At 58.5% G+C, this 24,305-nt stretch carries 24 protein-coding genes and 1 tRNA gene; 12 read left to right on the top strand and 13 right to left on the bottom strand.

The annotated features are described in order from the left end of the window. Nucleotides 1-42 precede the first annotated feature (42 nt). The 5 genes from rpsU to ACYCZ5_RS07920 all read left to right on the top strand — a co-directional run bounded on the left by rpsU (nt 43) and on the right by ACYCZ5_RS07920 (nt 4,842). Nucleotides 43-255, top strand: coding sequence for a 30S ribosomal protein S21 (rpsU, locus tag ACYCZ5_RS07940; protein ID WP_461544260.1), 213 nt, complete (start codon nt 43-45; stop codon nt 253-255). Nucleotides 256-324: 69 nt separating this feature from the next. Continuing rightward, nucleotides 325-771: a GatB/YqeY domain-containing protein gene (locus ACYCZ5_RS07935; RefSeq protein WP_461544259.1), complete on the top strand. Its 447-nt coding sequence runs from the start codon at nt 325-327 to the stop codon at nt 769-771. A 57-nt stretch (nt 772-828) separates the two neighbouring features. Then, nucleotides 829-2,562 carry a DNA primase gene (dnaG, locus tag ACYCZ5_RS07930; RefSeq protein WP_461544258.1) on the top strand — a complete coding sequence of 578 codons (1,734 nt, stop codon included), beginning with the start codon at nt 829-831 and terminating at the stop codon, nt 2,560-2,562. 153 nt (nt 2,563-2,715) lie between these two features. After that, nucleotides 2,716-4,758: an RNA polymerase sigma factor RpoD gene (gene rpoD, locus ACYCZ5_RS07925; RefSeq protein ID WP_461544257.1), complete on the top strand. Its 2,043-nt coding sequence runs from the start codon at nt 2,716-2,718 to the stop codon at nt 4,756-4,758. A 7-nt stretch (nt 4,759-4,765) separates the two neighbouring features. After that, nucleotides 4,766-4,842, top strand: a tRNA-Ile gene (locus tag ACYCZ5_RS07920). A 53-nt stretch (nt 4,843-4,895) separates the two neighbouring features. Here the strand turns inward: ACYCZ5_RS07920 and ACYCZ5_RS07915 are convergent. Beyond that, nucleotides 4,896-5,801, bottom strand: a complete 906-nt coding sequence (locus tag ACYCZ5_RS07915; RefSeq protein WP_461544256.1) for a LysR family transcriptional regulator — start codon at nt 5,799-5,801, stop codon at nt 4,896-4,898. An 89-nt stretch (nt 5,802-5,890) separates the two neighbouring features. Between ACYCZ5_RS07915 and ACYCZ5_RS07910 the strand changes: the two genes are divergently transcribed. From ACYCZ5_RS07910 to ACYCZ5_RS07890, 5 genes are read left to right on the top strand one after another with little or no spacing between them, the layout of a single operon-like run. Next, nucleotides 5,891-6,757 carry a pirin family protein gene (locus ACYCZ5_RS07910; protein ID WP_461544255.1) on the top strand — a complete coding sequence of 289 codons (867 nt, stop codon included), beginning with the start codon at nt 5,891-5,893 and terminating at the stop codon, nt 6,755-6,757. A 17-nt stretch (nt 6,758-6,774) separates the two neighbouring features. Continuing rightward, complete coding sequence (locus ACYCZ5_RS07905) at nt 6,775-7,350, top strand: YceI family protein (RefSeq protein ID WP_461544254.1); 576 nt, start codon at nt 6,775-6,777, stop codon at nt 7,348-7,350. A 26-nt stretch (nt 7,351-7,376) separates the two neighbouring features. Beyond that, nucleotides 7,377-7,943: a YceI family protein gene (locus tag ACYCZ5_RS07900; protein ID WP_461544253.1), complete on the top strand. Its 567-nt coding sequence runs from the start codon at nt 7,377-7,379 to the stop codon at nt 7,941-7,943. 58 nt (nt 7,944-8,001) lie between these two features. Continuing rightward, the gene (locus ACYCZ5_RS07895) at nt 8,002-9,069 is read left to right on the top strand and encodes an alkene reductase (protein WP_461544252.1); all 1,068 of its coding nucleotides are present in this window, start codon (nt 8,002-8,004) and stop codon (nt 9,067-9,069) included. Further along, the gene (locus ACYCZ5_RS07890; protein ID WP_461544251.1) at nt 9,069-9,290 is read left to right on the top strand and encodes a glutaredoxin family protein; all 222 of its coding nucleotides are present in this window, start codon (nt 9,069-9,071) and stop codon (nt 9,288-9,290) included. Before ACYCZ5_RS07895 ends, ACYCZ5_RS07890 begins: the two co-directional genes overlap by 1 nt. A gap of 3 nt (nt 9,291-9,293) precedes the next feature. Here the strand turns inward: ACYCZ5_RS07890 and phnE are convergent, their stop codons facing one another. The 12 genes from phnE to rpe form a co-directional block, all read right to left on the bottom strand. Then, nucleotides 9,294-10,091 carry a phosphonate ABC transporter, permease protein PhnE gene (gene phnE / locus ACYCZ5_RS07885; protein ID WP_461544250.1) on the bottom strand — a complete coding sequence of 266 codons (798 nt, stop codon included), beginning with the start codon at nt 10,089-10,091 and terminating at the stop codon, nt 9,294-9,296. A 1-nt stretch (nt 10,092) separates the two neighbouring features. Continuing rightward, on the bottom strand, nt 10,093-10,920 hold the full coding sequence (locus ACYCZ5_RS07880; RefSeq protein ID WP_461544249.1) for a PhnE/PtxC family ABC transporter permease: 828 nt from the start codon (nt 10,918-10,920) through the stop codon (nt 10,093-10,095). Beyond that, complete coding sequence (locus tag ACYCZ5_RS07875; RefSeq protein WP_461544248.1) at nt 10,917-11,735, bottom strand: phosphonate ABC transporter ATP-binding protein; 819 nt, start codon at nt 11,733-11,735, stop codon at nt 10,917-10,919. Before ACYCZ5_RS07875 ends, ACYCZ5_RS07880 begins: the two co-directional genes overlap by 4 nt. Nucleotides 11,736-11,737: 2 nt before the next feature. Next, entirely contained in the window at nt 11,738-12,607 is an 870-nt protein-coding gene (locus ACYCZ5_RS07870; protein WP_461544247.1) for a putative selenate ABC transporter substrate-binding protein, read from the bottom strand. A gap of 461 nt (nt 12,608-13,068) precedes the next feature. Continuing rightward, complete coding sequence (locus ACYCZ5_RS07865) at nt 13,069-13,749, bottom strand: hypothetical protein (RefSeq protein ID WP_461544246.1); 681 nt, start codon at nt 13,747-13,749, stop codon at nt 13,069-13,071. 110 nt (nt 13,750-13,859) lie between these two features. Then, nucleotides 13,860-15,743 carry a RelA/SpoT family protein gene (locus ACYCZ5_RS07860; RefSeq protein ID WP_461544245.1) on the bottom strand — a complete coding sequence of 628 codons (1,884 nt, stop codon included), beginning with the start codon at nt 15,741-15,743 and terminating at the stop codon, nt 13,860-13,862. A gap of 75 nt (nt 15,744-15,818) precedes the next feature. Next, the gene (locus ACYCZ5_RS07855; RefSeq protein ID WP_461544244.1) at nt 15,819-17,795 is read right to left on the bottom strand and encodes an MASE3 domain-containing protein; all 1,977 of its coding nucleotides are present in this window, start codon (nt 17,793-17,795) and stop codon (nt 15,819-15,821) included. A 6-nt stretch (nt 17,796-17,801) separates the two neighbouring features. Then, complete coding sequence (trpD, locus tag ACYCZ5_RS07850) at nt 17,802-18,818, bottom strand: anthranilate phosphoribosyltransferase (protein ID WP_461544243.1); 1,017 nt, start codon at nt 18,816-18,818, stop codon at nt 17,802-17,804. Then, the gene (gene pabA, locus ACYCZ5_RS07845; protein WP_461544242.1) at nt 18,815-19,384 is read right to left on the bottom strand and encodes an aminodeoxychorismate/anthranilate synthase component II; all 570 of its coding nucleotides are present in this window, start codon (nt 19,382-19,384) and stop codon (nt 18,815-18,817) included. Before pabA ends, trpD begins: the two co-directional genes overlap by 4 nt. Nucleotides 19,385-19,393: 9 nt before the next feature. Next, nucleotides 19,394-20,881, bottom strand: a complete 1,488-nt coding sequence (gene trpE, locus ACYCZ5_RS07840; RefSeq protein WP_461544241.1) for an anthranilate synthase component I — start codon at nt 20,879-20,881, stop codon at nt 19,394-19,396. Nucleotides 20,882-20,991: 110 nt separating this feature from the next. Beyond that, nucleotides 20,992-21,678, bottom strand: coding sequence for a phosphoglycolate phosphatase (locus tag ACYCZ5_RS07835; protein ID WP_461544240.1), 687 nt, complete (start codon nt 21,676-21,678; stop codon nt 20,992-20,994). Continuing rightward, nucleotides 21,678-22,367, bottom strand: coding sequence for a ribulose-phosphate 3-epimerase (gene rpe, locus ACYCZ5_RS07830; RefSeq protein WP_461544239.1), 690 nt, complete (start codon nt 22,365-22,367; stop codon nt 21,678-21,680). The genes ACYCZ5_RS07835 and rpe overlap by 1 nt, the downstream gene beginning before the upstream one ends. A 113-nt stretch (nt 22,368-22,480) precedes the next feature. Here rpe and apaG point away from each other — a divergent pair, with 113 nt between their 5' ends. Together apaG and mltA are read left to right on the top strand one after the other, a co-directional pair. Next, nucleotides 22,481-22,864 carry a Co2+/Mg2+ efflux protein ApaG gene (apaG, locus tag ACYCZ5_RS07825; RefSeq protein WP_461544238.1) on the top strand — a complete coding sequence of 128 codons (384 nt, stop codon included), beginning with the start codon at nt 22,481-22,483 and terminating at the stop codon, nt 22,862-22,864. Nucleotides 22,865-22,874: 10 nt separating this feature from the next. Beyond that, nucleotides 22,875-24,050 carry a murein transglycosylase A gene (gene mltA / locus ACYCZ5_RS07820; protein WP_461544237.1) on the top strand — a complete coding sequence of 392 codons (1,176 nt, stop codon included), beginning with the start codon at nt 22,875-22,877 and terminating at the stop codon, nt 24,048-24,050. The last annotated feature ends 255 nt before the right edge of the window (nt 24,051-24,305 follow it).

The raw sequence follows: 24,305 nt of genomic DNA, 5'->3' as shown, positions 1-24,305 counted from the left end.
TAGAATCGCGCCCTCGAATTTTTGGTTAAAGGTAGTTTGTCCATGACAACCGTACGTGTTAAAGAAAATGAGCCGTTCGAAGTAGCAATGCGCCGCTTCAAGCGTTCCGTAGAGAAGACTGGTCTGCTGACCGAACTGCGCGCCCGCGAGTTTTACGAGAAGCCTACAGCCGAGCGCAAGCGCAAGCTGGCCGCTGCCGTGAAGCGTCATTACAAGCGTCTGCGCAGCCAGACTCTGCCGCCGAAGATGTATTGATTCTGATTCATCCGGACGCCGCAATCTTTCGGGGTTGCGGCGTTTTGCTTTTGTTTTGAGGAGTAGAGCTTGAGCCTGAAACAGCAGATCACTGAAGACATGAAAACAGCGATGCGCGCCAAAGAAACGGCCCGACTCGGTGCTATTCGTCTGCTACTTGCCGCCATGAAGCAGAAAGAGGTCGACGAGCGCGTCGAACTTGGTGATGCGGATGTGCTGGCGATCATCGACAAGATGCTCAAGCAGCGCCGCGACTCTATCACTCAATATGAAGCGGCCGGTCGGCAGGACCTGTCGGATGTCGAGAAGTTTGAGATGTCTGTGTTGCAAACCTACATGCCGCAGCAGATGAGCGAAGCGGAAGTCGCAGCCGCCATCGAACAGGCAGTCGCCGCTTCCGGTGCAGCCAGCGTGCAGGACATGGGCAAGGTGATGGCCATCCTCAAGCCGCAACTGGCAGGACGCGCCGATCTGGGCAAAGTGTCCGGGCAAGTTAAGGCTGCGTTGTCCAAGTGATTCCGTCATTCCGGCGCTGACCGGGATGCAGTGGTTCTCTATCGAGCGGGGGCGGGAGTGATTCCAAAAAGTTTCATTCAGGATCTGCTCAATCGTCTCGACATCGTCGATGTCATCGAGCGCTATGTTCCGCTGAAGAAAGCCGGCGCAAACTACGTCGCCTGCTGTCCTTTCCATAACGAAAAATCCCCGTCGTTCACCGTCAGCCAGAGCAAGCAGTTCTATCACTGCTTCGGATGCGGTGCACATGGCACTGCGATCGGCTTCGTCATGGAGCACACCGGCAGCGGCTTCGTCGAAGCGGTGGAAGATCTGGCCAAAGGCATAGGTCTCGAAGTGCCACGCGAAGCCTCGAGCACGCCGCAGATAAAAGTCGCTCCCGATCTGTACGAGCTGATGCAGACAGCCACGCGCTACTACCGTGAGCAACTGAAGAACAATCCGCGTGCGATCGATTACCTCAAGGGGCGCGGACTCTCCGGTGAAGTTGCAGCACGCTTCGGTATCGGCTATGCCCCCGACGATTGGCAACCTCTCAAAGCCGCTGTCTCCAACTATCAGGATGCTTCGCTGGTCGAGACCGGTCTGGTGATCGAAGGAGAGGGCGGCAAACGCTACGATCGCTTCCGTGATCGCATCATGTTCCCCATCGTGAATGTGCGTGGCAACGTGATCGGATTCGGCGGGCGTGTGCTGGACAAGGGCGAGCCGAAATATCTCAACTCGCCTGAGACCACGCTGTTCGAGAAAGGTCACGAACTGTACGGTCTGTATCAGGCGCAGAAGGCCATCCGTGCCCAGCAGCGTGTGGTGGTGGTGGAAGGTTACATGGACGTGGTGGCGCTCGCGCAGCACGGCGTGGAATATGCAGTGGCGACACTGGGTACGGCAACGACGCCATTCCATATTCAGAAGCTGATGCGCGTGTGTGACCAGCTGGTGTTTTGTTTCGACGGAGACCGCGCCGGCCAGAAAGCCGCATGGCGCGCGCTGGAGAATGCCTTGCCGCAATTGCAGGACGGCAAGCGCATCGGCTTCCTGTTCCTGCCTGAAGAGCATGACCCTGATTCGTACATACGCGAATTCGGCACGGAAGCCTTCGAGCACGAATTGGATGATTCAATGACGCTGTCCGGCTATCTGCTGCGCGAACTGGCGGCGCAAGTCGACCTGACGACGCAGGAAGGTAAAAGCGCTTTGGTAAAGAATGCACAGCCGTTGCTGACGGCCATCACAGCACCGACCACTGCCCTGCTGTTGCGCAAACAGGTTGCTGCTTTGGCCGGATTGGAGCAGGCGGAACTGGAGGCCCTTTGGTCTATCAAGCCGGTCGCAGCGCCCAAACGCATCGCGCCACAGAAGGCAAAGCGCAATGCGCCCTCGGAGTTGCGTCACATGTTGCGCTGCCTGCTGATGAAGCCGGAACTGGCCCGTGAATTGCCGCGCGATTGGTCAAGTGAGACTGCCGAGGGCGCAGCCATCACAGCGCTGGCGGATTGGCTGCATGAAGGTGCCGACGAAGTCAGCACGGCTGCGTTGATCCAGCATTTCCAGGATACGGTGCACGCTTCGGTATTCGCCTCCGTGCGGGGCGAAGTCATGCAGCTGGGAGACGATTACGACATCGACTCGGACTTCTCTGGCTTGCTGCGTAAGATACGGCGCGCCGAGATCGAAAGTGAAATGACTCTGCTGCTGGCCAAAGGCTTGTCAGGAATGAGTCCTGCCGAGCGTGAGCGGCATGCGGAGCTTAAAGATGCGCTAGCGCAATTGAAGGCCACACTGAGCTGAAAACAGGGGGTAGGCACGGTAATTGCATCCGTCCGTGTAGACGCTGTTCGAAGCTAACCTTCGGAAAAGTTGAATAAATCTGCTATAATCCGCGCCCTTTTGGTGGTCGAGACACGACTGCCGGCTAATCAATTTTAATTCTGGGAACCGAGCATGGCGACTCAGCAAAACAAGAAAACCACTACTCCGGCAAAGAAAACCACGGCGGAAGCCAAACGCGAGACAGCGAATGCTACGGAAAAAAGTGCCAGCAAAACTACCAGCGTAAAAGCCAAAGCAGCAGAGGTGGCAAGCAAGCAGAGCGATAGCTCTCAAGATATCGAAGAGCGTCGCACGCGCCTCAAAGCGCTGATCCTGCTGGGCAAGGAGCGCGGCTATCTGACCTTTGCCGAGATCAACGACCATCTGCCCGACATGCTGGAAGTCGAGCAGGTCGAGGGCGTGGTCAGCATGATCAACGACATGGGCATCTCCGTGTGCGACGTCGCACCGGACAGCGAGTCGATGGTGATGAACGAAGTCGCTCCACCCGTGGCCGATGATGATGCTGCCGCCGAAGCCGAGGCCGCCATCTCTACCGTTGATTCCGAATTCGGACGCACCACCGATCCGGTGCGCATGTACATGCGTGAGATGGGGGTGGTCAATCTGCTCACCCGCCAGGACGAGATCGAGATCGCCAAGCGTATCGAAGACGGCCTGAAGCACATGATCATGGCCATCTCCGCTTGCCCGGCGACCATCGCCGAGATCCTGTTGCTGGCTCAAAAGATCGCCAATGACGAGATGCGTGTCGAGGAACTGATCGACGGGTTCGTCGATGGCGAAGACGAAGCCAAGATCGGCAGCGATGCCGACGACAGCAGCAGCGATTCGAACGACGACGCCGATGCGGAGAGCGACGACTCCGATAACGATGAAGAAGAAGACGAAGAAGCGCAGGCCGAAGCCGCCGCAGCTGCCGTAGCGGCCAATCTGGCGCAGATGAAGGTCGATGCGCTGACACGCTTCGCGCTGATCAGCGACCTGTTCACCAAAATGGGCAAGGCATACGAGAAATTCGGCTACCGCAGCAAGCAATACGACAAGTTGCAGCAACAGATCTCCGATGAGCTGATGCAGTTCCGTTTCTCCGCAAAACAAGTGGATGCTTTGTGCGACACCATGCGCAAGATGGTGGAGGACGTGCGTACCAGCGAGCGTGCCATCCAGACACTGTGCGTCACCAAATCGCACATGCCGCGTCCGCACTTCATCAAATCTTTCCCGTCCAACGAACTCAATCTGGAATGGGTGCATCGCGAGATCGCGGCCAAGAAGCCTTACAGTGAAACGCTGTCACGCCACGAAGCCGCCATCATCGACCAGCAGAAACAGATGATCGCCCTGCAACAGCGCGTGGGTATCCCCATCGTCGACCTGAAAGAGATCAACCGCCAGATGACCAACGGCGAAGCCAAGGCACGCCGCGCTAAGCGCGACATGATCGAGGCCAACCTGCGTCTGGTCATCTCTATCGCCAAGAAATATACCAACCGCGGTCTGCAATTCCTCGACCTCATCCAGGAAGGCAACATCGGTCTGATGAAGGCCGTGGACAAGTTCGAATATCGCCGCGGTTACAAGTTCTCGACTTACGCGACATGGTGGATCCGTCAGGCCATCACGCGCTCCATCGCAGACCAGGCGCGCACCATCCGTATCCCGGTGCACATGATCGAGACCATCAACAAGATGAACCGCATCTCGCGCCAGATCATGCAGGAGACGGGTATCGAAGCCGATGCGGCCACGCTCGCAGTCAAGATGGAGATGCCGGAAGACAAGATCCGCAAGATCCTCAAGATCGCCAAGGAGCCCATCTCCATGGAAACGCCTGTGGGCGACGACGACGACTCCCATCTGGGCGACTTCATCGAAGATGCCAACTCATTGGCACCGATCGATGCGGCCGTGTTCGATAGCCTGCGCAACGTCACCAAGGACATCCTCGACAGCCTGACTCAGCGCGAAGCCAAAGTGCTGCGCATGCGTTTCGGTATCGAGATGAACACCGACCACACACTGGAAGAAGTCGGCAAGCAGTTCGACGTCACCCGCGAACGTATCCGTCAGATTGAAGCCAAGGCCCTGCGCAAGCTGCGTCATCCTTCCCGTTCCGAAAAACTGAAGAGCTTCCTCGACGGCGAAAGTTAAGTGTCACGGGCCCTTAGCTCAGTTGGTTAGAGCAGAGGACTCATAATCCTTTGGTCCGCGGTTCAAGTCCGCGAGGGCCCACCAACAAACAAAAAGCCTCGCATCATTGCGAGGCTTTTTGTTTGTGCGAGCAGAGATCATGCAAGTTTCATTGCGTTCTCAAGATGGTCCAGGAACGCGCGTGTCTTGCTGGGCAGGAAACGTCGCATCGGCATCACCGCCCACGCGGTGACGGATGGGAAACACCAGTCCGGCAGCACGCGCACCAATCTATTCTTCTTCACATCTTCTTCCGCGAAAGGTACGGGCAGCATGCCGATGCCAGCGCCATCCAGCAGTAATTGCTGGATGACGCTGATGGAATTCAGCGTCATGCGTCCCGGCGGCACACCCGCCCATTCTTCTTTGCCGCGCAATAGCTTCCACGGTTGCGGCTGTCCGAGGTTGGAGGCCATGCGCAGCGAGGTGTGACGCTGTAATTCGTCCGGATGTCGCGGTGCGGGATGCAGTGCCAGATAGATGGGACTGGCATACAAGGCAAGATGCTGCTCGTCCAGTTTGCGCGCGACCAGCGTGGAATCGTTCGCCAGTTCGCCCATGCGGATGGCGAGGTCGAAACGTTCGCCGATCAGGTCTACCAGACGCGAACTCAAATCGAGTTCCAGTTCGATCTCCGGATAGGCTTCGATGAAGGTGGCCAGTGCGCGCGACAAGGTGCGTCTGGCATAGTCTTCCGGCATGGAAACGCGCAGGCTGCCGCGCGGTTGCACATCCTGACTGCGCGCGAAATCCTGGGTAGTTGCGACTTCTTCAGTGACGCGGCGGCAGTGATCGAGGAAGGCCAGTCCGAATTCGGTGAGCGACAGGCGGCGCGTGGTGCGGATCAGCAGCTTCTGTCCCAGCAACTCTTCCAGATTGCCCAAGCGGCGCGAGACGGTGGCTTTCGGCATGCCGAGTTGCTCTGCGGCGCGCACCAGACTGGACTGTTCCGCGATGCTGGCGAACAGGATCATGTCATCGGCCGAGATATTCTTTTGTTCCATTTGTGGGATAGTCTATCTCGGTATGCTGGGTTTATCTATGTTTTTGGAACGCATAATATGCAACCACTTTAGTCAACCAAGGAAATGCCATGAACACGGCAACCCCAACAACCCTCAAGCGATCACGCAGCATCGAACGTCTGGTGCAGGGCGTGGCCACATCGGACGGCGCGGGCGTCAGTCTGACGCGTGTGTTGACCGGCAAGTTGCAACGCCGCCTCGATCCATTCCTGATGCTGGATGCATTCGGTAGCGACGATCCGGACGATTACATCGCCGGTTTTCCCGATCACCCGCATCGCGGCTTCGAGACCATCACCTATATGTTGTCCGGGCGCATGCGCCACCGCGATAGTGCTGGGCACGAAGGGCTGCTGGAGAACGGCGGTATGCAGTGGATGATCGCCGGACGCGGTGCGATCCATTCCGAGATACCCGAACAGGAAGACGGGCTGATGGAAGGTTTTCAGCTTTGGCTCAACCTGCCCGCACGCAACAAGATGGCCGCGCCTTGGTACAAGGATTTTTCGTCGGCAGAGATTCCCGAATACACCACGCCGGAGGGTGTGACCGTGCGCGTGATAGCGGGCGAGAGCAACGGTGTGGTGGGCGCGATGACGCGAGAAGTCACCGAGCCGGTCTATCTGGACATCCATCTGCCTGCGGCGACTCGACTATCCACTGCGCTACCGGCCACGCATAACGCATTCGTCTATGTCTATCGCGGTGCGGTGCAGGTCGGCGATACGCAGGTGGACGCGCAACGCATGGGGATATTGGGCAATGCGCCCGATGCGGATGGCGTGACGATCTCCACCGCCGGTGATGCGCGCCTGATCATGGTGGCAGGCAAACCGCTCGACGAACCCATCGTGCAATACGGCCCATTCGTGATGAATACGCAGGAAGAGATCCATCAGGCGCTGGATGATTATCGCAGCGGGCGGTTGGCGTGAATCCAAGGGAGAGTTCTATGTTTGGAGCAATAGTGAAACTGGCCGTGGCATTCGTACTGATGTCTGTCGGCGTGTCCCATGCTGTCGAATATCGTCAGGTTCAGGCGAACGAAAGCACGGTGATGTTTGGATACACCCAGATGGGGGTGTCTATGGAAGGCAAGTTCAGCAGGTTCACTGCGCAACTTGCTTTCGATCCGGCCAAACTGGATAAAGCGCGGGCCAGTATCGAGATCGACATCGCCAGCATCGACACCGGTGTGGATGAGGCGAACGAGGAAGTGGTCGGCAAGCAGTGGTTCGATGCCCGAACTCATCCGACGGCGAGCTTCGTTTCGTCCGGCATGAAATCTGTGGGCGGAAATCGCTATGAGGCCAGCGGAAAACTCAGCATCAAAGGCCGGACGCGGGATGTCGTCGTGCCGGTCACCTTCATAAACGTCGGCGCACGTGGTCAGTTCGACGGGGCGCTGAATATCAAGCGTCTCGACTATGCCATCGGCGAAGGAGCATGGTCGGATGTCGGCACCGTTGCCAACGAGATACAGATCGAGTTCCATTTTGTCGTCACCGCAGCACCGAATAAGAAGTAATCTCAACCCACGAAAAGGAGAACAACATGAAGCACACCCTGACTACATTGATCGCCACATTGTTTGCCGCGACTGCCTATGCAGCCCCGGAGACCTACATGATCGAACCGACACATTCCATGCCGCGTTTCGAATACAACCATCTCGGATATTCCATCCAACTCAGCCGCTTCGACAAAGTCTCCGGCAGCATCACGCTGGACCGTGCGAAGAAGACCGGCACAGTCGATGTGACCATCGATGCCAAGTCTGTCAACACTGGATCTGCCCTGTTCAACGAGCACATCCAGGCTGCCGACTTCTTCGACACCGAGATGTTCCCCACCATCACTTACAAATCGAGCAAGGTCAAATTCAAGGGAGACCAGCCGGTGTCAGTGGCAGGCGAGCTAACGATCAAGGACATCACCAAGCCGGTCACGCTCACCATCGATTCCTTCCATTGCATGCCGCACCCGATGGTGAAGAAAGAAGCCTGCGGCGCGACGGCCACGGCCAAGGTGAAACGCTCCGACTTCGACATGGCCAAGAATGTTCCTTACGTCGGCGATGAAGTGACATTGACCATCCCGGTGGAAGCGATCAAACAGTAAAGAACAAGCCGCCGGTCACGAGGCCGGCGGGAAACAGAGCAGCAACAAAGGAAACGATATGACGCAAACATTATTCACCCCGACCATGCTCGGGAAACTGCAACTCAAGAACCGTATCGTGATGGCACCGATGACGCGCTCGCGCGCCACCGGCAACGTGCCGAACGAACTGATGGAAAAGTATTACGCGCTGCGTGCGGACGCGGGACTCATCATCACCGAGGGTACCTCGCCATCAGCCAACGGTCTGGGCTATGCACGTATCCCGGGGCTGTTCTCAGGCGAGCAGGTGCAGGGATGGAAGAGGGTGAACGATGCGGTGCATGCCAAGGGCGGCAAGATTTTCGTGCAGTTGATGCACACCGGACGCGTCAGCCATCCGGCCAATATGCAACCCGGAACCAGGATCGTCGCACCGTCAGCGGTCGCTTTAGCCGGTGATATGTGGACGGACAGCAACGGCATGCAGCCTTATCCTGCGCCGACCGAGATGAGCGAGGAAGACATCACCACCGCCATCGTCGAATATGCACAAGCATCGAAGAATGCTATCGCTGCCGGTTTCGATGGGGTTGAGTTACATGCCGCGAACGGCTATCTGATCGATCAGTTCCTCAACACCGCCACCAACCAGCGCACCGACCAGTGGGGCGGCAGCGTGGAGAACCGTATCCGCTTCGCGGTGGAAGTCGCCAAGGCCAGTGCGGCTGCGATCGGCGCGGATCGTATCGGTCTGCGAATCTCTCCCTACGGCGTGTTCAACGGCACTGCAGCCGACGCCAAGATGGATGCGCTGTATCTGCGACTGGTCGAAGAACTGAATGCCATCGGTCTGGTTTACATCCATATCGTCGATCACAGCTCCATGGGCGCACCGGAAGTCAGCCCCGAGTTGAAGCAGAAGATACGCGCCAACTTCAAAGGAAAATACATCCTCTCCGGCGGCTACGATGCGGCGCGCGCCAATGCCGATCTCGATGCGCAAAAAGGCGATTTGGTCGCCTTCGGTCGCCCCTTCATCTCCAATCCCGATCTGGTGAGCAAGCTGCAAAGCGGTGCCGAGTTGACGCCGCCAGACATGGCGACGTTCTACACGCCGGGCGAGAAGGGTTACACCGACTACTGATGAAGCTGGTCCTCTACAGCACTTCGCATTGCCATCTGTGCGAGCAGGCAGAAGTCTTGCTCGCACAGATCGGTGTCGAGGCGGAACATGTCGATATCGTGGAGGACGACGCATTGCTGGAAAGCTATGGCACGCGCATCCCGGTGGTGAAGAGAATGGATGACGGCAGCGAACTCGGCTGGCCGTTCGATGTTGAAGCATTGCAGCGCTTTATCGCGTAAACGCTATTTTACAGTCAGCCTGCGTCGCAACCAGAAACTCACCGCATCCACCACAGTGATCATCAACAGCATCGCGATGATGACGGTGGCTGCCTGCTGCATCTGGAACAGCGACAGGTGATATTTCAGCATCTGCCCCAGGCCACCCGCCCCGACGATGCCGAGGATGGCGGCGGCGCGGATGTTGTTCTCCCAGCGATACAAGGTGTACGACATCAGTTGCGGCGCGATCTGCGGCAGCGCGGCATAGAAGAACGCGCTCAGCGCACCGGCACCATTCAGGCGCAGCGTGTCCTCGCAGGCGGGCGGCAGATTCTCCAGCGCATCGGCGAACAATCTGCCGAGCACGCCGCTGGTGTGTATCGCCAAGGCCAGTGTTCCCGCGAACGGCCCCAGTCCAGCTGCGATCAACAGGATCACCGCCCACACCAACTCCGGGATGGAGCGCAGCACATTCAGCACCAGTCGCACACTGCCGCGCGCAACAGCGCCGAACCTGCCGCTGGCTGGCAATGCCAATGCCAGGCCGATCACGAACGCGATACCTGTGCCGAGCGCCGACATGGACAGCGTCTCTAATGTGCCCTCGGCAACACGGATCAGGAACGGCGTCGCCATCTCAGGCGGCGCAAAACCTTGCAGGAATTCCATGCTGGAACGCACGGCACTTGTCGTGAACAGTTCGCCCCATTTGATGTTCAGCGAATAGAAACTGGCAGCGACCAGCACCAGCAAACCGACCAGTAAGGCCAGCGTGGCAGGTGCGATGACGGGTGGTGGCGTGGGGCGGCGTGTATCCATCTCAGCCCAATCGCTTGCGCAAGAAAGTGCTGACCAGATCGGCACCCGCCACCAGCAACACGAAGATGATCAGCATGGTGGAAACTTCCGCACCCGCCAGCATCTTCATCGATTCATCCATGCGCTGGCCGATGCCGCCCGCGCCGATGAAACCCATCACCACCGAACCGCGTATCGCGCATTCCCAGCGATAGGTGGTGTACGACACCAACTCTGAACCCGCTGCGGGCAGCGCGCCATAGAACAATGCAGCCAGTCGGCTGCTGCCGTTTTGCAGCAAAGCTTCGCTGGCATGCGTCTCGGATGATTCCAATATCTCGGCATAGACTTTGCCGAGCATGCCGCTGTAGGTCAGTGCGATAGCCAACACACCCGCCGTCGGGCCGAGGCCGACGATGCGCACCAGCAACAACGCCCACACCAGTTCCGGCACGCTGCGCAACACCACCAGCAACCAGCGTGCGCATTGTCGAACGAACGCACCCGCAATACGCATGCGTCCCGATTCCAATCGCGAAATGGATAAGGACTCTGTCGCCAGCAATGTCAGCGGAATCGCTCCCAGCAATGCCAGCGTGAGTCCGGCGGTGGCGATGGCGATGGTCTGCCATGTCGCTTCCAGCATCAGTGCCAGAAACTCGCTGGAATGCGCAGGCGGGAAGAAGCCGGACAGGAATCCCCAAGTCGCATTCAAACTCTGCGCATCGAACAATATCCACGGTTTGAATTCGCTGGCGACCAACATCGGCCACAGCAGGATCAGTGCGATCACCGTGGCGGTGATGCGACCTCGCCAAGCGGGGTCGGGATGGGCGCTGCGTACTTTCATGCGAAATGTGTTTCAGCCGGTTCCAGTGCAGGTGTTGCCACCGCAGCTGGCGCATCATTTTTTGCATTGCGATACAGCGCGGCGATCATCTCTTGCGTCACCTCTGCACGCGGTGCATCGAACACCACACGCCCATCACGCAGACCGATGATGCGCGGGAAATATTCCAGTGCCAGTTCTACCTGATGCAGGCTGCACACCAGTGTGGCGTTGCGCGTCGCGGCTTCCGCTTGCAAGGTATGCAGTGTCTGCCGCGACAAGGTCGGGTCGAGCGCGGATAGCGGCTCATCCACCAGGAACGCATCGGCACTGGAGACCAGCAAGCGCGCCATGCCGCAACGCTGACGTTCACCGCCCGACAACCTATCCACACGTGCATACAACTTGTCTTGCAGATCGAAGCGCGACAAGGCGTCATACGCCACATCGGGATCTGCAGGCTTTATCAGCGAAGCGATGGATTTCCAGAAACCCCATTGCGGCAAACGTCCGGCCAGCACCGCTGTCACCACGCGCTGCCGTGGCGGCAGCGGCGGTGTTTGCGGTGCGAGGAACGGGCGTGTGCGCAGTGCATGGCGCGCCGCATGTGGCAGCATCCACGGTTGCACTCCGAACATGGATAGATCGCCGTTTGTCGGTGCATGGGCGCAAGCCAGCGTGTGCAGCAAGGTGGTCTTGCCCGCACCGGACGGGCCGATCAGCGCGATCTGCTCGCCTTGTTCGATGTGCAGATCGATGCCGTGCAAAGCATGGCCCTGATCGGCGCGCGCCGCTGACACATGGCGCACGCTGATGCCGCGTAATACGAACGACATGTTTACTTCAGCAGACCTGCGCTGCGAGCAGCAGTCTCTATCGCGCTGTAGTTCTCAGCCTTGGTGCGGATGAAACTCGAAGCGCGTTGCAGATCGAGGATCGCTTTGTCGTGCGTATCGTTCGCATTCAGGTCGAGGAAAGCCTTGGCCAGCTTCTCGCGCAGCGCGGGAGCCATGTCGGAACGTACGGTCCAGTTGTAATCGTAGTAGCCCGGTGTGGTGTAGAACACATGCACGGCTTTGGTATCGACCTTGCCTGCTGCCACAAGCTTGTTCCACACCGAGATGTTCAACGCACCCGCATCCACCTTGCCACCGGCAACAGCAGCGACAGTCGCATCATGCGCGCCGGAGAAAGCGATGCGCTTCATATCGTTTTCCGGATTGATGTGCGCGGCCAGCAGGAAAGAGTGCGGCATCAGGTGACCGGAAGTGGAAGACTCGGAGCCGAAAGTGAAGGTCTTGCCTTTCAGGTCTTTCAGCGAAGTGATGTCAGCATGTGTGGTGATGAACACGGATTGGAACTTCTCGTCCTCAGCGCGCTGCACCAGCGGGGTCACCTTGCCGTGGCTGCGTACATTGGCTTGCACGAAAGTGAAACCACCGAACCACACCATATCCAGTTTGTCGTTGATCAAACCTTCAACGGAAGCGGCGTAATCGGTGACGGGGGTGAACTCGACCTTCATGCCCAGTTTCTTCTCCAGATACTCGCCCAGCGGTTTGAACTTGCGCTGCAACTCGGTCGGCGACTCGTCCGGGATGGCGGAAACGCGCAACACCGGTTGGGCTTGAGACAGGCTGGCGGTCAGCAATGTGACCGAAGCGAAAGCGATAGCAAAGAATGCTTTGATGATTTTTGAAGAAGACATGACGACCCTTTTAGTTATGGGCGCCGACAGAGCAGGGGAAGACAGAAATGACGAACGACGTCCATGTAACATGGACGAAAAAAGCGAGTGCGTGCTTGCGATGCAAGCGCGGCGACAAAGCTTCGTACCTCATAGGATCTGCAGACCTGCACACTGGCAGCGCGTTGATACGGCACATTCCATCGCTTCGGGATGATGTCAGCTACACGCGGACCGTCTGACCCGATCCATGCAAATGGAACGGCGCTACGGCGAGCCGAACAAAACCAGAAACGACAGCGGCGCGCAGTTTAACAGAGGTGGGGTGGATGAAGGTCTGGGCTGGCAGGATTTAGCTGCTGAAAACTGAGGTGGTGAATAATGAAATGCCCGAAAGCAGACGATGGTGGGCGGCAGAAACTAACCCATAAGAGACATAACAGCTTCCAGATAACGGACGCTCAATAATAATTCGAGCCTCTTTAGTGTGTTTCCGTGTCAGGTGCTTTTTGAAATCGGTATTTAGGATCACTCCAGTCATGACACATTTCATTTATCCGCTCCTTGGATAACGCCTCCCGCAGAATCGTTTTCGCATAATCACTGATATTCCCATCCTCTCGCTCCGCCTTAGCTGCTTCTACAGTGTAGTATGGCTTGAGTAAGCTTGAAGCCGGCTTGCCTATCAGGTTTGAATGAACTAGCACAGTTGGAAACTCTTTCAGAGGAATGCGATGCCATTCATCATTGACATACTTGTAAAGTACATAGGGCGGATTGGGTCTCCCCCATTTGTTGTAGGCGATACATCCAGCTGGGCTCGTGGCAAGGTATGGAATGCCCCCAACCACATCCAGCAACAGCGGGCTCAGACTGTTAAGTTCTGGCACATGATCATTAAATTCCGTTTTCCAAATAATCTTTATATTTGAATCCGGCAAAATGAAGGCGATGGTTTCATCGAGTGGAGTGCGTTCGCGAGCGTCCAGCGTCGGATAGCCGCCAAGATTAAAGTGGCGTTCAACAACCATCACTCGGCCGTCATTCAACTTTACTTCTTCTTTCCATTCCATTGTATTTGAACAGCCACTCATACTTACACCCATCATCAACAGCAATCCAAGCTTCGTGAGACGCTGCAAGATTATTTGATGGGTGCTCATGCTCCTCCTTGGTAGTCTCTAATGTCAGAATTGGATGGGGTTCTCAAATGTCTGCTAATGGCCGATAGGCGAAGTCTATCCCTGAGTTCTCATCGCCGCAAAGCAGCCCTTCAACTCGTCCACTTTGCATCCAGCAACCTGTCCTCGCGCTCTTCCGGCACACGCTGCATGAAGGGGCAGTCGTGGCGGTGGATGGTGATGCCTCGGTCACGGGTGACATAGCCGACGATGTGGGCGGGGAATTCGGGGTGGCAGCACAGGGCCAGTTTGTAGGTCAGGCTGCTTTCGCCTTCGATCGACACGCGTTTTGGCGCTTGTGACTGGCCGCTGCTTGATGGGGCCTTGCGCTGTGGGGGCGCTTCTTGCACCAGCGCGAGGCTGGCGCGGCGCGGTGTGATGTCGCCGCGACCGAGTGCGGCGTACAGGTCATCCGGTTTGTTGTAGCGCAGTTGCTGCGCGAGCTTTTCCAGATTGATGTCGTTGACGCCGATGCGATGCAACTCGCGATCGAGCAGGGCGCGGCCTTGCGAAATACTTTCGTCCAGCGTCTGTTCCGAGAACCAGTGGCGCACTTTGGCGCGTGCGCGTGAACTCTTCAGATAACCGAGTTTCGGATTGGCCCAGTCGCGGCTGGGGCCACCTTGTTTGACGGTGAGTATCTCGACGCGCTGGCCGGTCTGCAATTGATGCTTGAGCGGCACGATGTTGCCGTCCACTTTCGCGCCGCGTGTGCGGTGGCCGAGATCGGTGTGTAACACGTAGGCGAAGTCCACCGGCGTCGCACCAGTCGGCAGGTCGATCACCTTGCCTTGTGGGGTCAGCACGTACACACGATCCTGAATCAGTTCATTGCGGAACTGTTCCTGCATCTCGCCGCTGTCTGCCAGTTCGGCTTTCCATGCCAACACCTGACGCAGCCAGGCGACTTTCTCGTCCAGTCCACCTTCGGATTTCTTGTTCTCTTTGTAGCGCCAGTGGGCGGCCACACCGAGTTCGGAATCGTGATGCATCTGCCGTGTGCGTATCTGCACTTCCACCGACAGGCGGCGCGGGCCGAGCACGGCGGTGTGCAGTGAGCGGTAGCCGTTGGGTTTGGGTTTGGCGATGTAGTCGTCGAATTCTTTTTGAATCGGCAGCCACAGTTCGTGCACCAGCGACAGCGCGGCATAGCATTGCTCGATGTCATCCACGAGGATGCGCACAGCTCGCACGTCGTACAGGTCCTCGAAGGCCAGATGCTTGCGCTTCATCTTGTTGATGATGCTGTAGATGTGTTTGGGGCGGCCGCTCACTTCGCCGTCTATGCCCGCATCTTTAAGCGTCTGCTGCAGCTGCGCGACGAGGTCGGTGATGTAGCGTTCTCTATCCACGCGCTTCTCGTCCAGCGACTTGGCGATCTGTTTGTACAGCACAGGTTCCAGATAACGTGTGGAGAGGTCTTCCAGTTCCCATTTGATCTGCCACACGCCGAGACGGTTGGCGAGCGGTGCAAAGATGCTTTGTGTCTCCTGCGCGACTTGTCGTTGCAGCTCAGGGTTCGCTTGCGAGAGGTGGCGCAGCGTCTGGGTGCGCTCGGCGAGTTTGATCAGCACCACGCGGATATCTTCCACCATCGCCAGCAGCATCTTGCGCATGGTCTCGACTTGCTGCGCGGCTTCCTCGGCACTGGGCTGCGCGCGCACTTCGCTGAACTGGCGCACGTGTTCCATGCGCGAGATGCCTTCCACCAGCCCCGCGACATTGGGGCCGAAGTTCTCACGTAGTACGAGGTGTGCATCCTTGATGAAGTTCGGCACGGCATGCAGTGCGGTGGCAGCGATGGCCTCTGCGTCCATATTCAGGCCGATCAGGATGGCAGCCGAACCCAGTGCGTGTTGCAACAACGGTGTGCCGGTGATGTCGGTGCTGCCCCGGTAGAGCGGGGCAGCGAATTCGCAGGCTTGCCGGATCAGTTCGATCTCTTTCGGGGCGAATGTATCGGATAGGGCGGACATCCAGTGTTGGATATCCGCGTTGTCGTCTCCGGTGAGCGGCGGGAATTGATGCTGAACTGAAACCATCGGTCGTGTTTAGAGCTGGTATTTGTTTTCTGAAAAGAGCCGTAATGCGGCATCCGCCACGTCCGCATCGTAGCGCACGCCGCGGTGATCGCGTATCTCGTTCAGTGCCGAATCGATGCCGAGTCCGGCGCGGTAAGGGCGATGCGATGCCATCGCTTCGATCACATCGGCGACAGCGAGGATGCGCGCGCCGAGGATGATGGCTTCGCCTTGCAGGCCTTGCGGATAGCCGGTTCCGTCCATGCGCTCGTGATGCTGCAACACCATTTCGGCCACCGGCCATTTGAAATCGATGTCCTTGAGGATGTCGTAACCGGCCTGCGGATGGGTCTTGATGAATGAATATTCGATCTCGCTCAGGCGCGCGGGCTTGCTCAATATCTCGGCAGGGATAGATATTTTGCCGAGGTCATGCACTACACCGGCGAGATGGATGGCGAATATCTCTTCGTGCGGCAGATCCATCTCGCCCGCGATGGCGGCGGCAAGATCGGCCACGCGCCGCTGGTGCCCGGCGGTATACGGGTCGCGCATCTCCACGGTAGCGGCGATGGCTTGCACCGTGTCCTGCAACCCGGTCTGTATCTCTTCCATGAAACGTTGCTTCTCCAGCAGGGCCTGATCGCGCTCGGCACGTATGCGCAGATTGCGGATGCCGAAGGAAAGGTCTTCGCTCATCTCGGATAGCAGGCCGATCTCGTCACCGGTGAAGGCATGCGGCGTGGCGGCATACAGTGAAAGCGTCGCGAACGTCGTGCCGTTGTCATGCAGTGGCAGCGAGATGCTGGCGCGGTAACCGTATTGAATTGCCAGTTCGCGCCACGGGCTGAACAGCGGATCGGTCGCGATGTCCTGACAGATGGTGGTTTCGCCGCTGCGCACGGTGACGCCGGAGGGGCCGTTGTTCAGCGCGATGTCCTGCCAGGTCGAGAGCAGGGATTCCACATAGCCGGGCTGCACGGCATGCCAGACCACAGGCTTGATGGAGTGCGCCTCGTCTTCCTGAACATAGCCGACCCAGGCCAGCAGATAGCCGCCTTTCTCCACGGCGGCACGGCACATGGCTTCCAGCAAGGCATGCTCTTCACGCGCATGCAGCAGTGTCTTGTTGCCCGCACTCAGCGTCTTGAGCGCGCGGTTGGCATGCTGCAAGGCGTCTTCTGCCGTGCGAGCACGCAGGAATGGTTCCTGCACACTGCCGACGAACACGGTGCGATAGAGCAGGGCATAGGCGATGATCTTGTACACATGCCCCAGCAGATTGAACACGTCGGTCACATCGGAATAGAGCGTGAAACTCAACTCGCTGAGGATGGTGATGGCCGCCACGCTGAACAGGCCGACCGCCTCGCGCGGCTTGCCGAGGCGTGACTGACGCCAGAACAGCACGGCGGCCACTAGCAGCAGCGCGACGATGAGATATTCCGCCGCGATCTTGAAGGTCGTCAGCCCCAAGCCAGTGATGAAGGTGCGCGGCAAGGCATCCTGATGGAACAGGCCGATCCAGTACACCAGTGCGCTGACGAGGATCGCAACCGCCAGCATCGTGTAGCGGGTGTTCGGACGCGCAAGCGGCTGCCAGGAGCGCAGTGCGACGGTCAGCAAAGCGGCGGCAAAGATAAAGCGCGCCGCCAGCCAGAAGTTGATGGCTTTTTCCGGCCCTGCGGGCGTCACCCAATCCGGCATGCCGGCGAAGGACAGCATGTGCGCAAAGTCGATCAGCCCGACCGCAAGCGAGGCGCAGGCGAGGATGATGATGTTCGCCGCGCGATCCTTGCTGTAGGCGTTCCAGGCGACGCCGAATATCAGCATGGAGATGATCAGTGATGCAGTCTCGACTGGCAGGTGGATGCTCTGGTACTTCGAGATAACTTCGAAGGCATGCTGCGGCGGGGCGAACCAGACGATCAAAAACAAGACTGCCAGCACTGCCAGCGGCCAGGCCGCTTTGTGCAGGGTAGTCCCGTTATGTGCGAGTGGGTTCATCTCCGCTCAGGTGTTGCTCACCTGTGCCAGTTGCGCCAGCTTGGCTTTTGCCGCGCCGCTGGCAATGACCTCGGCGGCTTTTTCGATGCCCTGTGCCAGCGTGTCGGCCAGTCCCGCGAGATAGATCGAAGCGCCCGCGTTCAGCAGCACGATGTCCAGCGGTGCGCCAGGCTGGTTGTCCAGCACGTCGAGGATCATGTCGCGCGAGGCTTGCACGCTGTCGGTATGGATGTCGTCCAGCGAGGCGCTGCGCAAACCGAACTGTTCGGGGCGGATGGTGTACTCGCTGACGATGTCGTCCTTGAGTTCTGCCACCAGCGTCTCGCCGCTGATGGTGATCTCGTCCAGTCCGTCCGCGCCGTGCACCACCATCACGCGCTTGCTGCCTAGACGCTGCAACACGCGCGCCTGGATGCCGACCAGATCGCGATGGAACACGCCCAGCAGTTGCTGCTTCGCACCAGCTGGGTTGGTCAGCGGGCCGAGGATGTTGAACAGCGTGCGGATGCCCAGTTCCTTGCGCACCGGCGCGGCGTGTTTCATCGCGCTGTGATAGTTGGGCGCGAACATGAAACCGAAACCGACTTCGCTGATGCATTTCGCGGTCTGTTCTGGTGTGAGGTTGATGTTGATGCCCAGCGCTTCCAGCACATCGGCGCTGCCGGACTGCGAAGATACCGAACGCCCGCCGTGCTTGGCGATCTTCGCGCCCGCTGCCGCCGCCACGAAAGCCGAGGCGGTGGAGATGTTGAAGGTGTGCGCGCCGTCGCCGCCGGTGCCGCAGGTGTCCACCAGCCGGGCGTCGTCTGCGATGTCGACCTTGGTGGAAAGCTCGCGCATCACGCTGGCCGCACCGGCGATCTCGCCGATGGTCTCTTTCTTTACGCGCAGTCCCGTGATGATGGCGGCAATCATTACCGGCGTGACTTCGCCGCCCATGATCTGGCGCATCAACGACACCATCTCGTCATGGAATATTTCGCGATGTTCGATGATGCGCTTGAGTGCGTCTTGCGGCTTCATGGTTTGCCCTCCAGAAAGTTCTTCAGCATGTCGTGCCCGTGTTCGGTGAGGATGGACTCGGGGTGGAACTGTACGCCGTGCACAGCCAGCGTCTTGTGACGCACGCCCATGATCTCGCCATCGTCGGTCCACGCCGTGATCTCCAGACATTCCGGCAGCGTCTCGCGCTCGATCACCAGTGAATGGTAGCGCGTGGCGGTGAACGGATTCGGCAGGCCGGTGAATACGCTGTTGCTGTGGTGGTTGATCAGCGAGGTCTTGCCGTGCATCAACGTCTTGGCATGAATGATACGCCCGCCGAAAGCCTGGCCGATACTCTGGTGGCCGAGGCACACACCGAGCAGCGGGATCTTGCCAGCGTATTGTTTGATGGCTGCGACCGAGATGCCGGCTTCGTTCGGCGTGCAGGGACCGGGCGAGATGACCAGATGTTGCGGGTTCATCTGCGCGATCTCCTCGACTGTGATCTCGTCGTTGCGCTTCACCACTACATCCGCGCCGAGTTCGGCGAAGTACTGCACCAGGTTGTAGGTGAATGAATCGTAGTTGTCTATCATCAATAACATGGTGTTCTCCTAGCGGTGCGACTGGGCGTCGAGCCCGTCCAGCACCATCTCGGCCGCGCGCAACACCGCGCGTGCCTTGTTCTGTGTCTCCATCCATTCGCTGTCCGCCACCGAGTCGGCAACGATGCCGGCGCCTGCCTGCACGTACAGCGTCTTGTCTTTCACCACGGCGGTGCGCAGCGCGATGGCTACGTCCATGTCGCCGTTGAAACCGAGGTAGCCCACCGCACCTGCGTAGATGCCGCGCTTGGAGGGTTCCAGTTCGTCGATGATCTCCATCGCTCGTACCTTGGCCGCGCCGGAAACAGTGCCGGCTGGGAAAGTGGCTTTCAGCACGTCCATCGCATCCAGACCCTGTTTCAGTTTGGCTTCTACGTTGGACACGATATGCATCACATGCGAGTAACGTTCGATCACCATCTTGTCAGTGAGCTTCACGGTGCCGTGTTCGGCCACACGGCCGATGTCGTTGCGGCCGAGGTCGATCAGCATCAGGTGCTCGGCCAGTTCTTTCGGATCGGCCAGCAACTCTTCGGCGAGTGCGGCATCCTGTTCCATCGTCTTGCCGCGCGGGCGGGTACCGGCGATGGGGCGCACGGTGACGGTTTCGCCTTCCAGTCGCGCCAGAATCTCCGGCGAGGAGCCGACCACATGATGGTCGCCCATGTCGTAATAGAACATGTAGGGCGAGGGGTTGATGCTGCGCAGCGCGCGGTACAGCGACAACGGAGAAGCGGGGAAGGGCTGCGACATGCGCTGCGACAACACCACCTGCATGATGTCGCCGTCGAAGATGTATTGCTTGGACTTCTCCACCGCCGCTTTGAAGGCGGCCTCGCCGAATTCCGATTTCGCTTCGATATGTTTGGCGGGCGGTGCGAACGGGATGTCGGCCGGCAAGCGCATCATGCCGATCAGCTCGCGCAGACGTTCGCGTCCAAGCGGATAGGCATCGTCCTGCGCCGGATCGACATAGACGATGAAGGTAAGTTTGCCGGACAGGTTATCGATCACCGCCAGTTGCTCGGTCAGCATGAGCAGGATGTCGGGCGTACCCAGCGTGTCCGGCTTCTGTGTTTTGGCCAGTCTTGGTTCGATGTAGCGCACAGTGTCGTAGCCGAAGTAACCCGCCAGACCGCCGGTGAAGCGCGGCAGACCGGACAAGGGGGCGACCTTGAAGCGCTTCTGGTAGTCGCTGATGAAATCCAGCGGATGTTCCACTTGCTGCGTGGTCGAGCCTGCCGCATTGCTCAGCGTGACTTCCTGTCCGCGCACCGAGATGCGTGTCTCGGCCGGCAGGCCGATGAAGGAATAGCGGCCGAAGCGTTCGCCGCCCTGCACCGATTCCAGCAGATAGGAAAACGGCTTGTTGGCCAGCTTGAGATACAGCGACAGCGGCGTGTCCAGATCGGCGAAGGTCTCGGCGACCAGCGGGATGCGGTTGTAGCCTTGCGCGGCTAGCGCGTTGAATTCTTCTAGTGTGATAGGTGACAACATAAAGACCTCTCTAAAGTTCGTTCGATGACCATGGGCGGACGCGAAGTCCGGTGATGCTGGATCACCATCGCCAATAGGTCGTCTGCAAAGAGAGGTCTGTATGTGTCATGTCAAAGTTTTTTGATGAGTGGCAATATGCCGGTGAGATCGGGGATGACTGCATCCACGTTCAATGTCTCGACCGGTTCGCCGTGATTGTAGCCGTAAGGCACGCAGATGATGGGGCATCCTGCGGCACGCGCGGCCTGCGCATCGCTCAGCGAATCGCCGACCAGCAGCAGATGCTCGATGGCACAACCGAAGAATTTGGCCGCGTGCAGCAAAGGCATCGGGTGCGGTTTCTTCTCGGGCAAGGTGTCTCCCGCGATCACGATCTCGAAATATGGCGCGAGGCCGGAGGCTTGCAGGATCGGGTCGGTGTAGCGCATCACTTTGTTGGTGATGCACCCCAAACGGTAGCCCGCTGCCTTCATCGCATCCAGCCCCTGCACCACATTGGCGAACGTCTTGCTCGTGCAGGCCAGTTCGGTGTAGTGCTTCTCGAAGATCGGCAAGGCTGTATCGAACAGCGCTGCATCGGGCTCGGCATGCATGTCGCCGGTCAACGCACGCTTCACCAACCAGTGGATGCCGTTGCCGATGTAGCTCATCAGCAGGTCTTGCGACACGGGCGCGCGGCCCATGTCACGCAACATGCGATTGGCGGATTCAGCCAACTCCGGCGCGGTATGCAGCAGCGTACCGTCCAGATCGATGACGATGGCCGACACGGCCAGCGGAAAGTCCTTGAACGCCATTACTTGCCGACTTTGGCCAGCTCGGCGCGCAGCTCAGCGATGATGGTGTTGTAGTGGTTGGCGTCTTTGTCGTTCTTCTTGCCGAACACGGCGGAACCAGCTACGAAAGTATCCACGCCTGCTTCAGCCACTTCCTTGATGTTGGCCGGGCCGACGCCGCCGTCGATCTCCAGACGGCATTTGTAGCCGCCCGCATCGATCATGGCGCGTACCTTGCGTGCCTTATCCAGCACGTGCGGGATGAACTTCTGACCGCCGAAGCCGGGGTTGACCGACATCAGCAGCACCATGTCCAGCTTGGGCAGGGTGTATTCCAGGATGTCCAGCGGTGTGGAGGGGTTGAATACCAGGCCTGCCTTGCAGCCGAGTTCCTTGATCAGGCCGATGGTGCGGTCGATGTGCTCGGAAGCTTCCGGGTGGAAAGTGATGTAGGTCGCGCCGGCCTTGGCGAAGTCGGGAATGATGCGGTCCACCGGCTTGACCATCAGGTGCACGTCGATGTCGGCGGTCACGCCGTGCTTGCGCAGCGCTTCGCAGACCAGCGGGCCGATGGTCAGGTTGGGTACATAGTGGTTGTCCATCACGTCGAAGTGCACGATGTCGGCGCCGGAGGCCAGCACGTTGTCCACTTCCTCGCCCAGTTTGGCGAAGTTTGCGGAAAGGATGGAGGGGGCGATCTGATAATCCATGAGAGTTCCTTTAATTGAGAGGGGTTTGAATTTTGGACGCGCATTTTACCTGAAATGCGTACTTCGCCGCTGTGCGGCTTGTCATGTCATGCAAAATACGGTGAAATGCAGCGATGGAAGATCCTTCTCGATATCGTATTCATGTTGCCGTGCAGGTGCGCCATCTGGCGGAACAATCCGATGAAGCCGATGAACGCTTCGTATTCTCCTACACCATCACCCTCACCAATCAGGGCTCGCAGGCGGTGCAGTTGTTGAGCCGCCACTGGATCATCACGGATGCCAACAATCACGTGCAGGAAGTGAAAGGCAAGGGCGTGGTCGGTGAGCAGCCGGTGATCAAGCCGGGCGAGAAGTTCGAATATTCAAGCGGCACCGTATTGGCCACCCAAGTCGGTACAATGTCCGGCAGCTACCGCATGCAAGTGCTGGACGGTGGCGAGTTCACGATCCCCGTGCCCCAGTTCGTATTGAGCGTGCCGCGCACGCTGCATTAGATAGGAAGCAATGAAGTCTTTTTCCTCTGTTCGTAATCTGGCCTTGTTGCTGGTTCTCAGTGTCTGGTTGTCAGCCTGTAACATATTCAAGCCTGCCGTGGTCGAACCGGTGCCGCCGGTGGGCAAGGTGTCGCCTGATTTCATGCTGGCGAGCTGGGCAGAGTTGCCGGACTGGCTGAATCAGGAGTTGCCGGCCTCGTGGCCCGCGTTCGAGCAGAGTTGCAGTGCGCTGCGCTACAAGACGCTGTGGTTACCGATCTGCGATGCGGCCAAAGCCGTCGCACCGGACGACCTGATGGCGCAGCGCACTTTCTATGAGACCTGGTTCACGCCCTATCGCATCCTCAATCCGGACGGTACGGATACCGGTCTGGTCACCGGCTATTACGAACCGCTGCTGCACGGCAGTCGCAAGCAGAGCGCCAAATATCCCTACCCGATCTATGCGCCGCCGGAAGATATGCTGATGGTAGAGATGGGCGAGCTGTATCCGGAATTCCGCGGCAAGCGCGTGCGTGCGCGTCTGGATGGCAAGCGTGTCGTGCCCTACTACAACCGCGCCGAGATCGATGCCGGCCAGGCCGAGGCGCTGCAAGGGCATGCCTTCCTGTGGGTGGACAATGAAGTGGAGTTGTTCTTCCTGCAGATACAGGGTTCTGGGCGTGTTCAGCTTGAAGACGGCACAAGGGTGAAGATCGGTTATGCCGATCAGAACGGTCATCCCTATGCCTCCATCGGGCGGCGCTTGATCGATATGGGTGAGATGACGGCGGATCAGGCTTCGATGCAAAGCATCAAGCGTTGGGCGGAGATGAATCCGGAGCGGTTGGCAGTGCTGTTGGGACACAATCCCAGCTATGTGTTCTTCCGTGAACTGCCGGATGCGATCTCGGGACCCGTAGGCGCATTGGGCGTGCCGCTCACCAACGAATACAGTATCGCAGTCGACCGGAGCGCCATGCCGCTCGGTGTGCCGGTGTTCCTTTCCACGACCCAGCCGAATTCCGAAGAGCCGCTCAATCGCCTCATGTTCGCTCAGGACACCGGCGGTGCCATCAAAGGTGCGGTGCGAGCCGACTTCTTCTGGGGCTTCGGTGAGTTGGCTGGTGCCAAGGCGGGGCGCATGAAGCAGCGCGGCCGCATGTGGGTGCTGTTCCCCAAGGGCGGCGAGCCGACACTCAACTGAGTCTTTTCTGCTGCACGGCACCACCATCAAACGATGCGAAATCTCGCATCGTCCTCCCAAGTATATAGACCTCCCATCACAAACAACTTTAGCTGATTTGCGCAATTCATTGCTTTTTAAGCAAATTTGTTTTTCATTAAAGAAGGCCGCTAACTCTTTGTCCTGAAAAGAAAAAATCCATTTTCCTGCTTGACCGACCCCATTGTTTTCAATATAGTGGGTCCCAGTGGTAAAAAGTGGGAATAAATGGGAGGC

It is taken from the genome of Sideroxydans sp. (genome assembly GCF_054604835.1).
The sequence above is the reverse complement of the archived record's forward strand: the minus strand, read 5'-3'. Positions and strand labels throughout refer to the sequence as shown.

Coding starts and splice junctions, on each gene's coding strand:
- rpsU (WP_461544260.1), top strand. CDS start 43: ATGACAACCGTACGTGTTAAAGAAAATGAGCCGTTCGAAGTAGCAATG.
- rpoD (WP_461544257.1), top strand. CDS start 2,716: ATGGCGACTCAGCAAAACAAGAAAACCACTACTCCGGCAAAGAAAACC.
- ACYCZ5_RS07915 (WP_461544256.1), bottom strand. CDS start 5,801: ATGGAACAAAAGAATATCTCGGCCGATGACATGATCCTGTTCGCCAGC.
- ACYCZ5_RS07910 (WP_461544255.1), top strand. CDS start 5,891: ATGAACACGGCAACCCCAACAACCCTCAAGCGATCACGCAGCATCGAA.
- ACYCZ5_RS07905 (WP_461544254.1), top strand. CDS start 6,775: ATGTTTGGAGCAATAGTGAAACTGGCCGTGGCATTCGTACTGATGTCT.
- ACYCZ5_RS07900 (WP_461544253.1), top strand. CDS start 7,377: ATGAAGCACACCCTGACTACATTGATCGCCACATTGTTTGCCGCGACT.
- ACYCZ5_RS07895 (WP_461544252.1), top strand. CDS start 8,002: ATGACGCAAACATTATTCACCCCGACCATGCTCGGGAAACTGCAACTC.
- ACYCZ5_RS07890 (WP_461544251.1), top strand. CDS start 9,069: ATGAAGCTGGTCCTCTACAGCACTTCGCATTGCCATCTGTGCGAGCAG.
- phnE (WP_461544250.1), bottom strand. CDS start 10,091: ATGGATACACGCCGCCCCACGCCACCACCCGTCATCGCACCTGCCACG.
- ACYCZ5_RS07880 (WP_461544249.1), bottom strand. CDS start 10,920: ATGAAAGTACGCAGCGCCCATCCCGACCCCGCTTGGCGAGGTCGCATC.
- ACYCZ5_RS07875 (WP_461544248.1), bottom strand. CDS start 11,735: ATGTCGTTCGTATTACGCGGCATCAGCGTGCGCCATGTGTCAGCGGCG.
- ACYCZ5_RS07870 (WP_461544247.1), bottom strand. CDS start 12,607: ATGTCTTCTTCAAAAATCATCAAAGCATTCTTTGCTATCGCTTTCGCT.
- ACYCZ5_RS07865 (WP_461544246.1), bottom strand. CDS start 13,749: ATGAGCACCCATCAAATAATCTTGCAGCGTCTCACGAAGCTTGGATTG.
- ACYCZ5_RS07860 (WP_461544245.1), bottom strand. CDS start 15,743: ATGTCCGCCCTATCCGATACATTCGCCCCGAAAGAGATCGAACTGATC.
- ACYCZ5_RS07855 (WP_461544244.1), bottom strand. CDS start 17,795: ATGAACCCACTCGCACATAACGGGACTACCCTGCACAAAGCGGCCTGG.
- trpD (WP_461544243.1), bottom strand. CDS start 18,818: ATGAAGCCGCAAGACGCACTCAAGCGCATCATCGAACATCGCGAAATA.
- pabA (WP_461544242.1), bottom strand. CDS start 19,384: ATGTTATTGATGATAGACAACTACGATTCATTCACCTACAACCTGGTG.
- trpE (WP_461544241.1), bottom strand. CDS start 20,881: ATGTTGTCACCTATCACACTAGAAGAATTCAACGCGCTAGCCGCGCAA.
- ACYCZ5_RS07835 (WP_461544240.1), bottom strand. CDS start 21,678: ATGGCGTTCAAGGACTTTCCGCTGGCCGTGTCGGCCATCGTCATCGAT.
- rpe (WP_461544239.1), bottom strand. CDS start 22,367: ATGGATTATCAGATCGCCCCCTCCATCCTTTCCGCAAACTTCGCCAAA.
- apaG (WP_461544238.1), top strand. CDS start 22,481: ATGGAAGATCCTTCTCGATATCGTATTCATGTTGCCGTGCAGGTGCGC.
- mltA (WP_461544237.1), top strand. CDS start 22,875: ATGAAGTCTTTTTCCTCTGTTCGTAATCTGGCCTTGTTGCTGGTTCTC.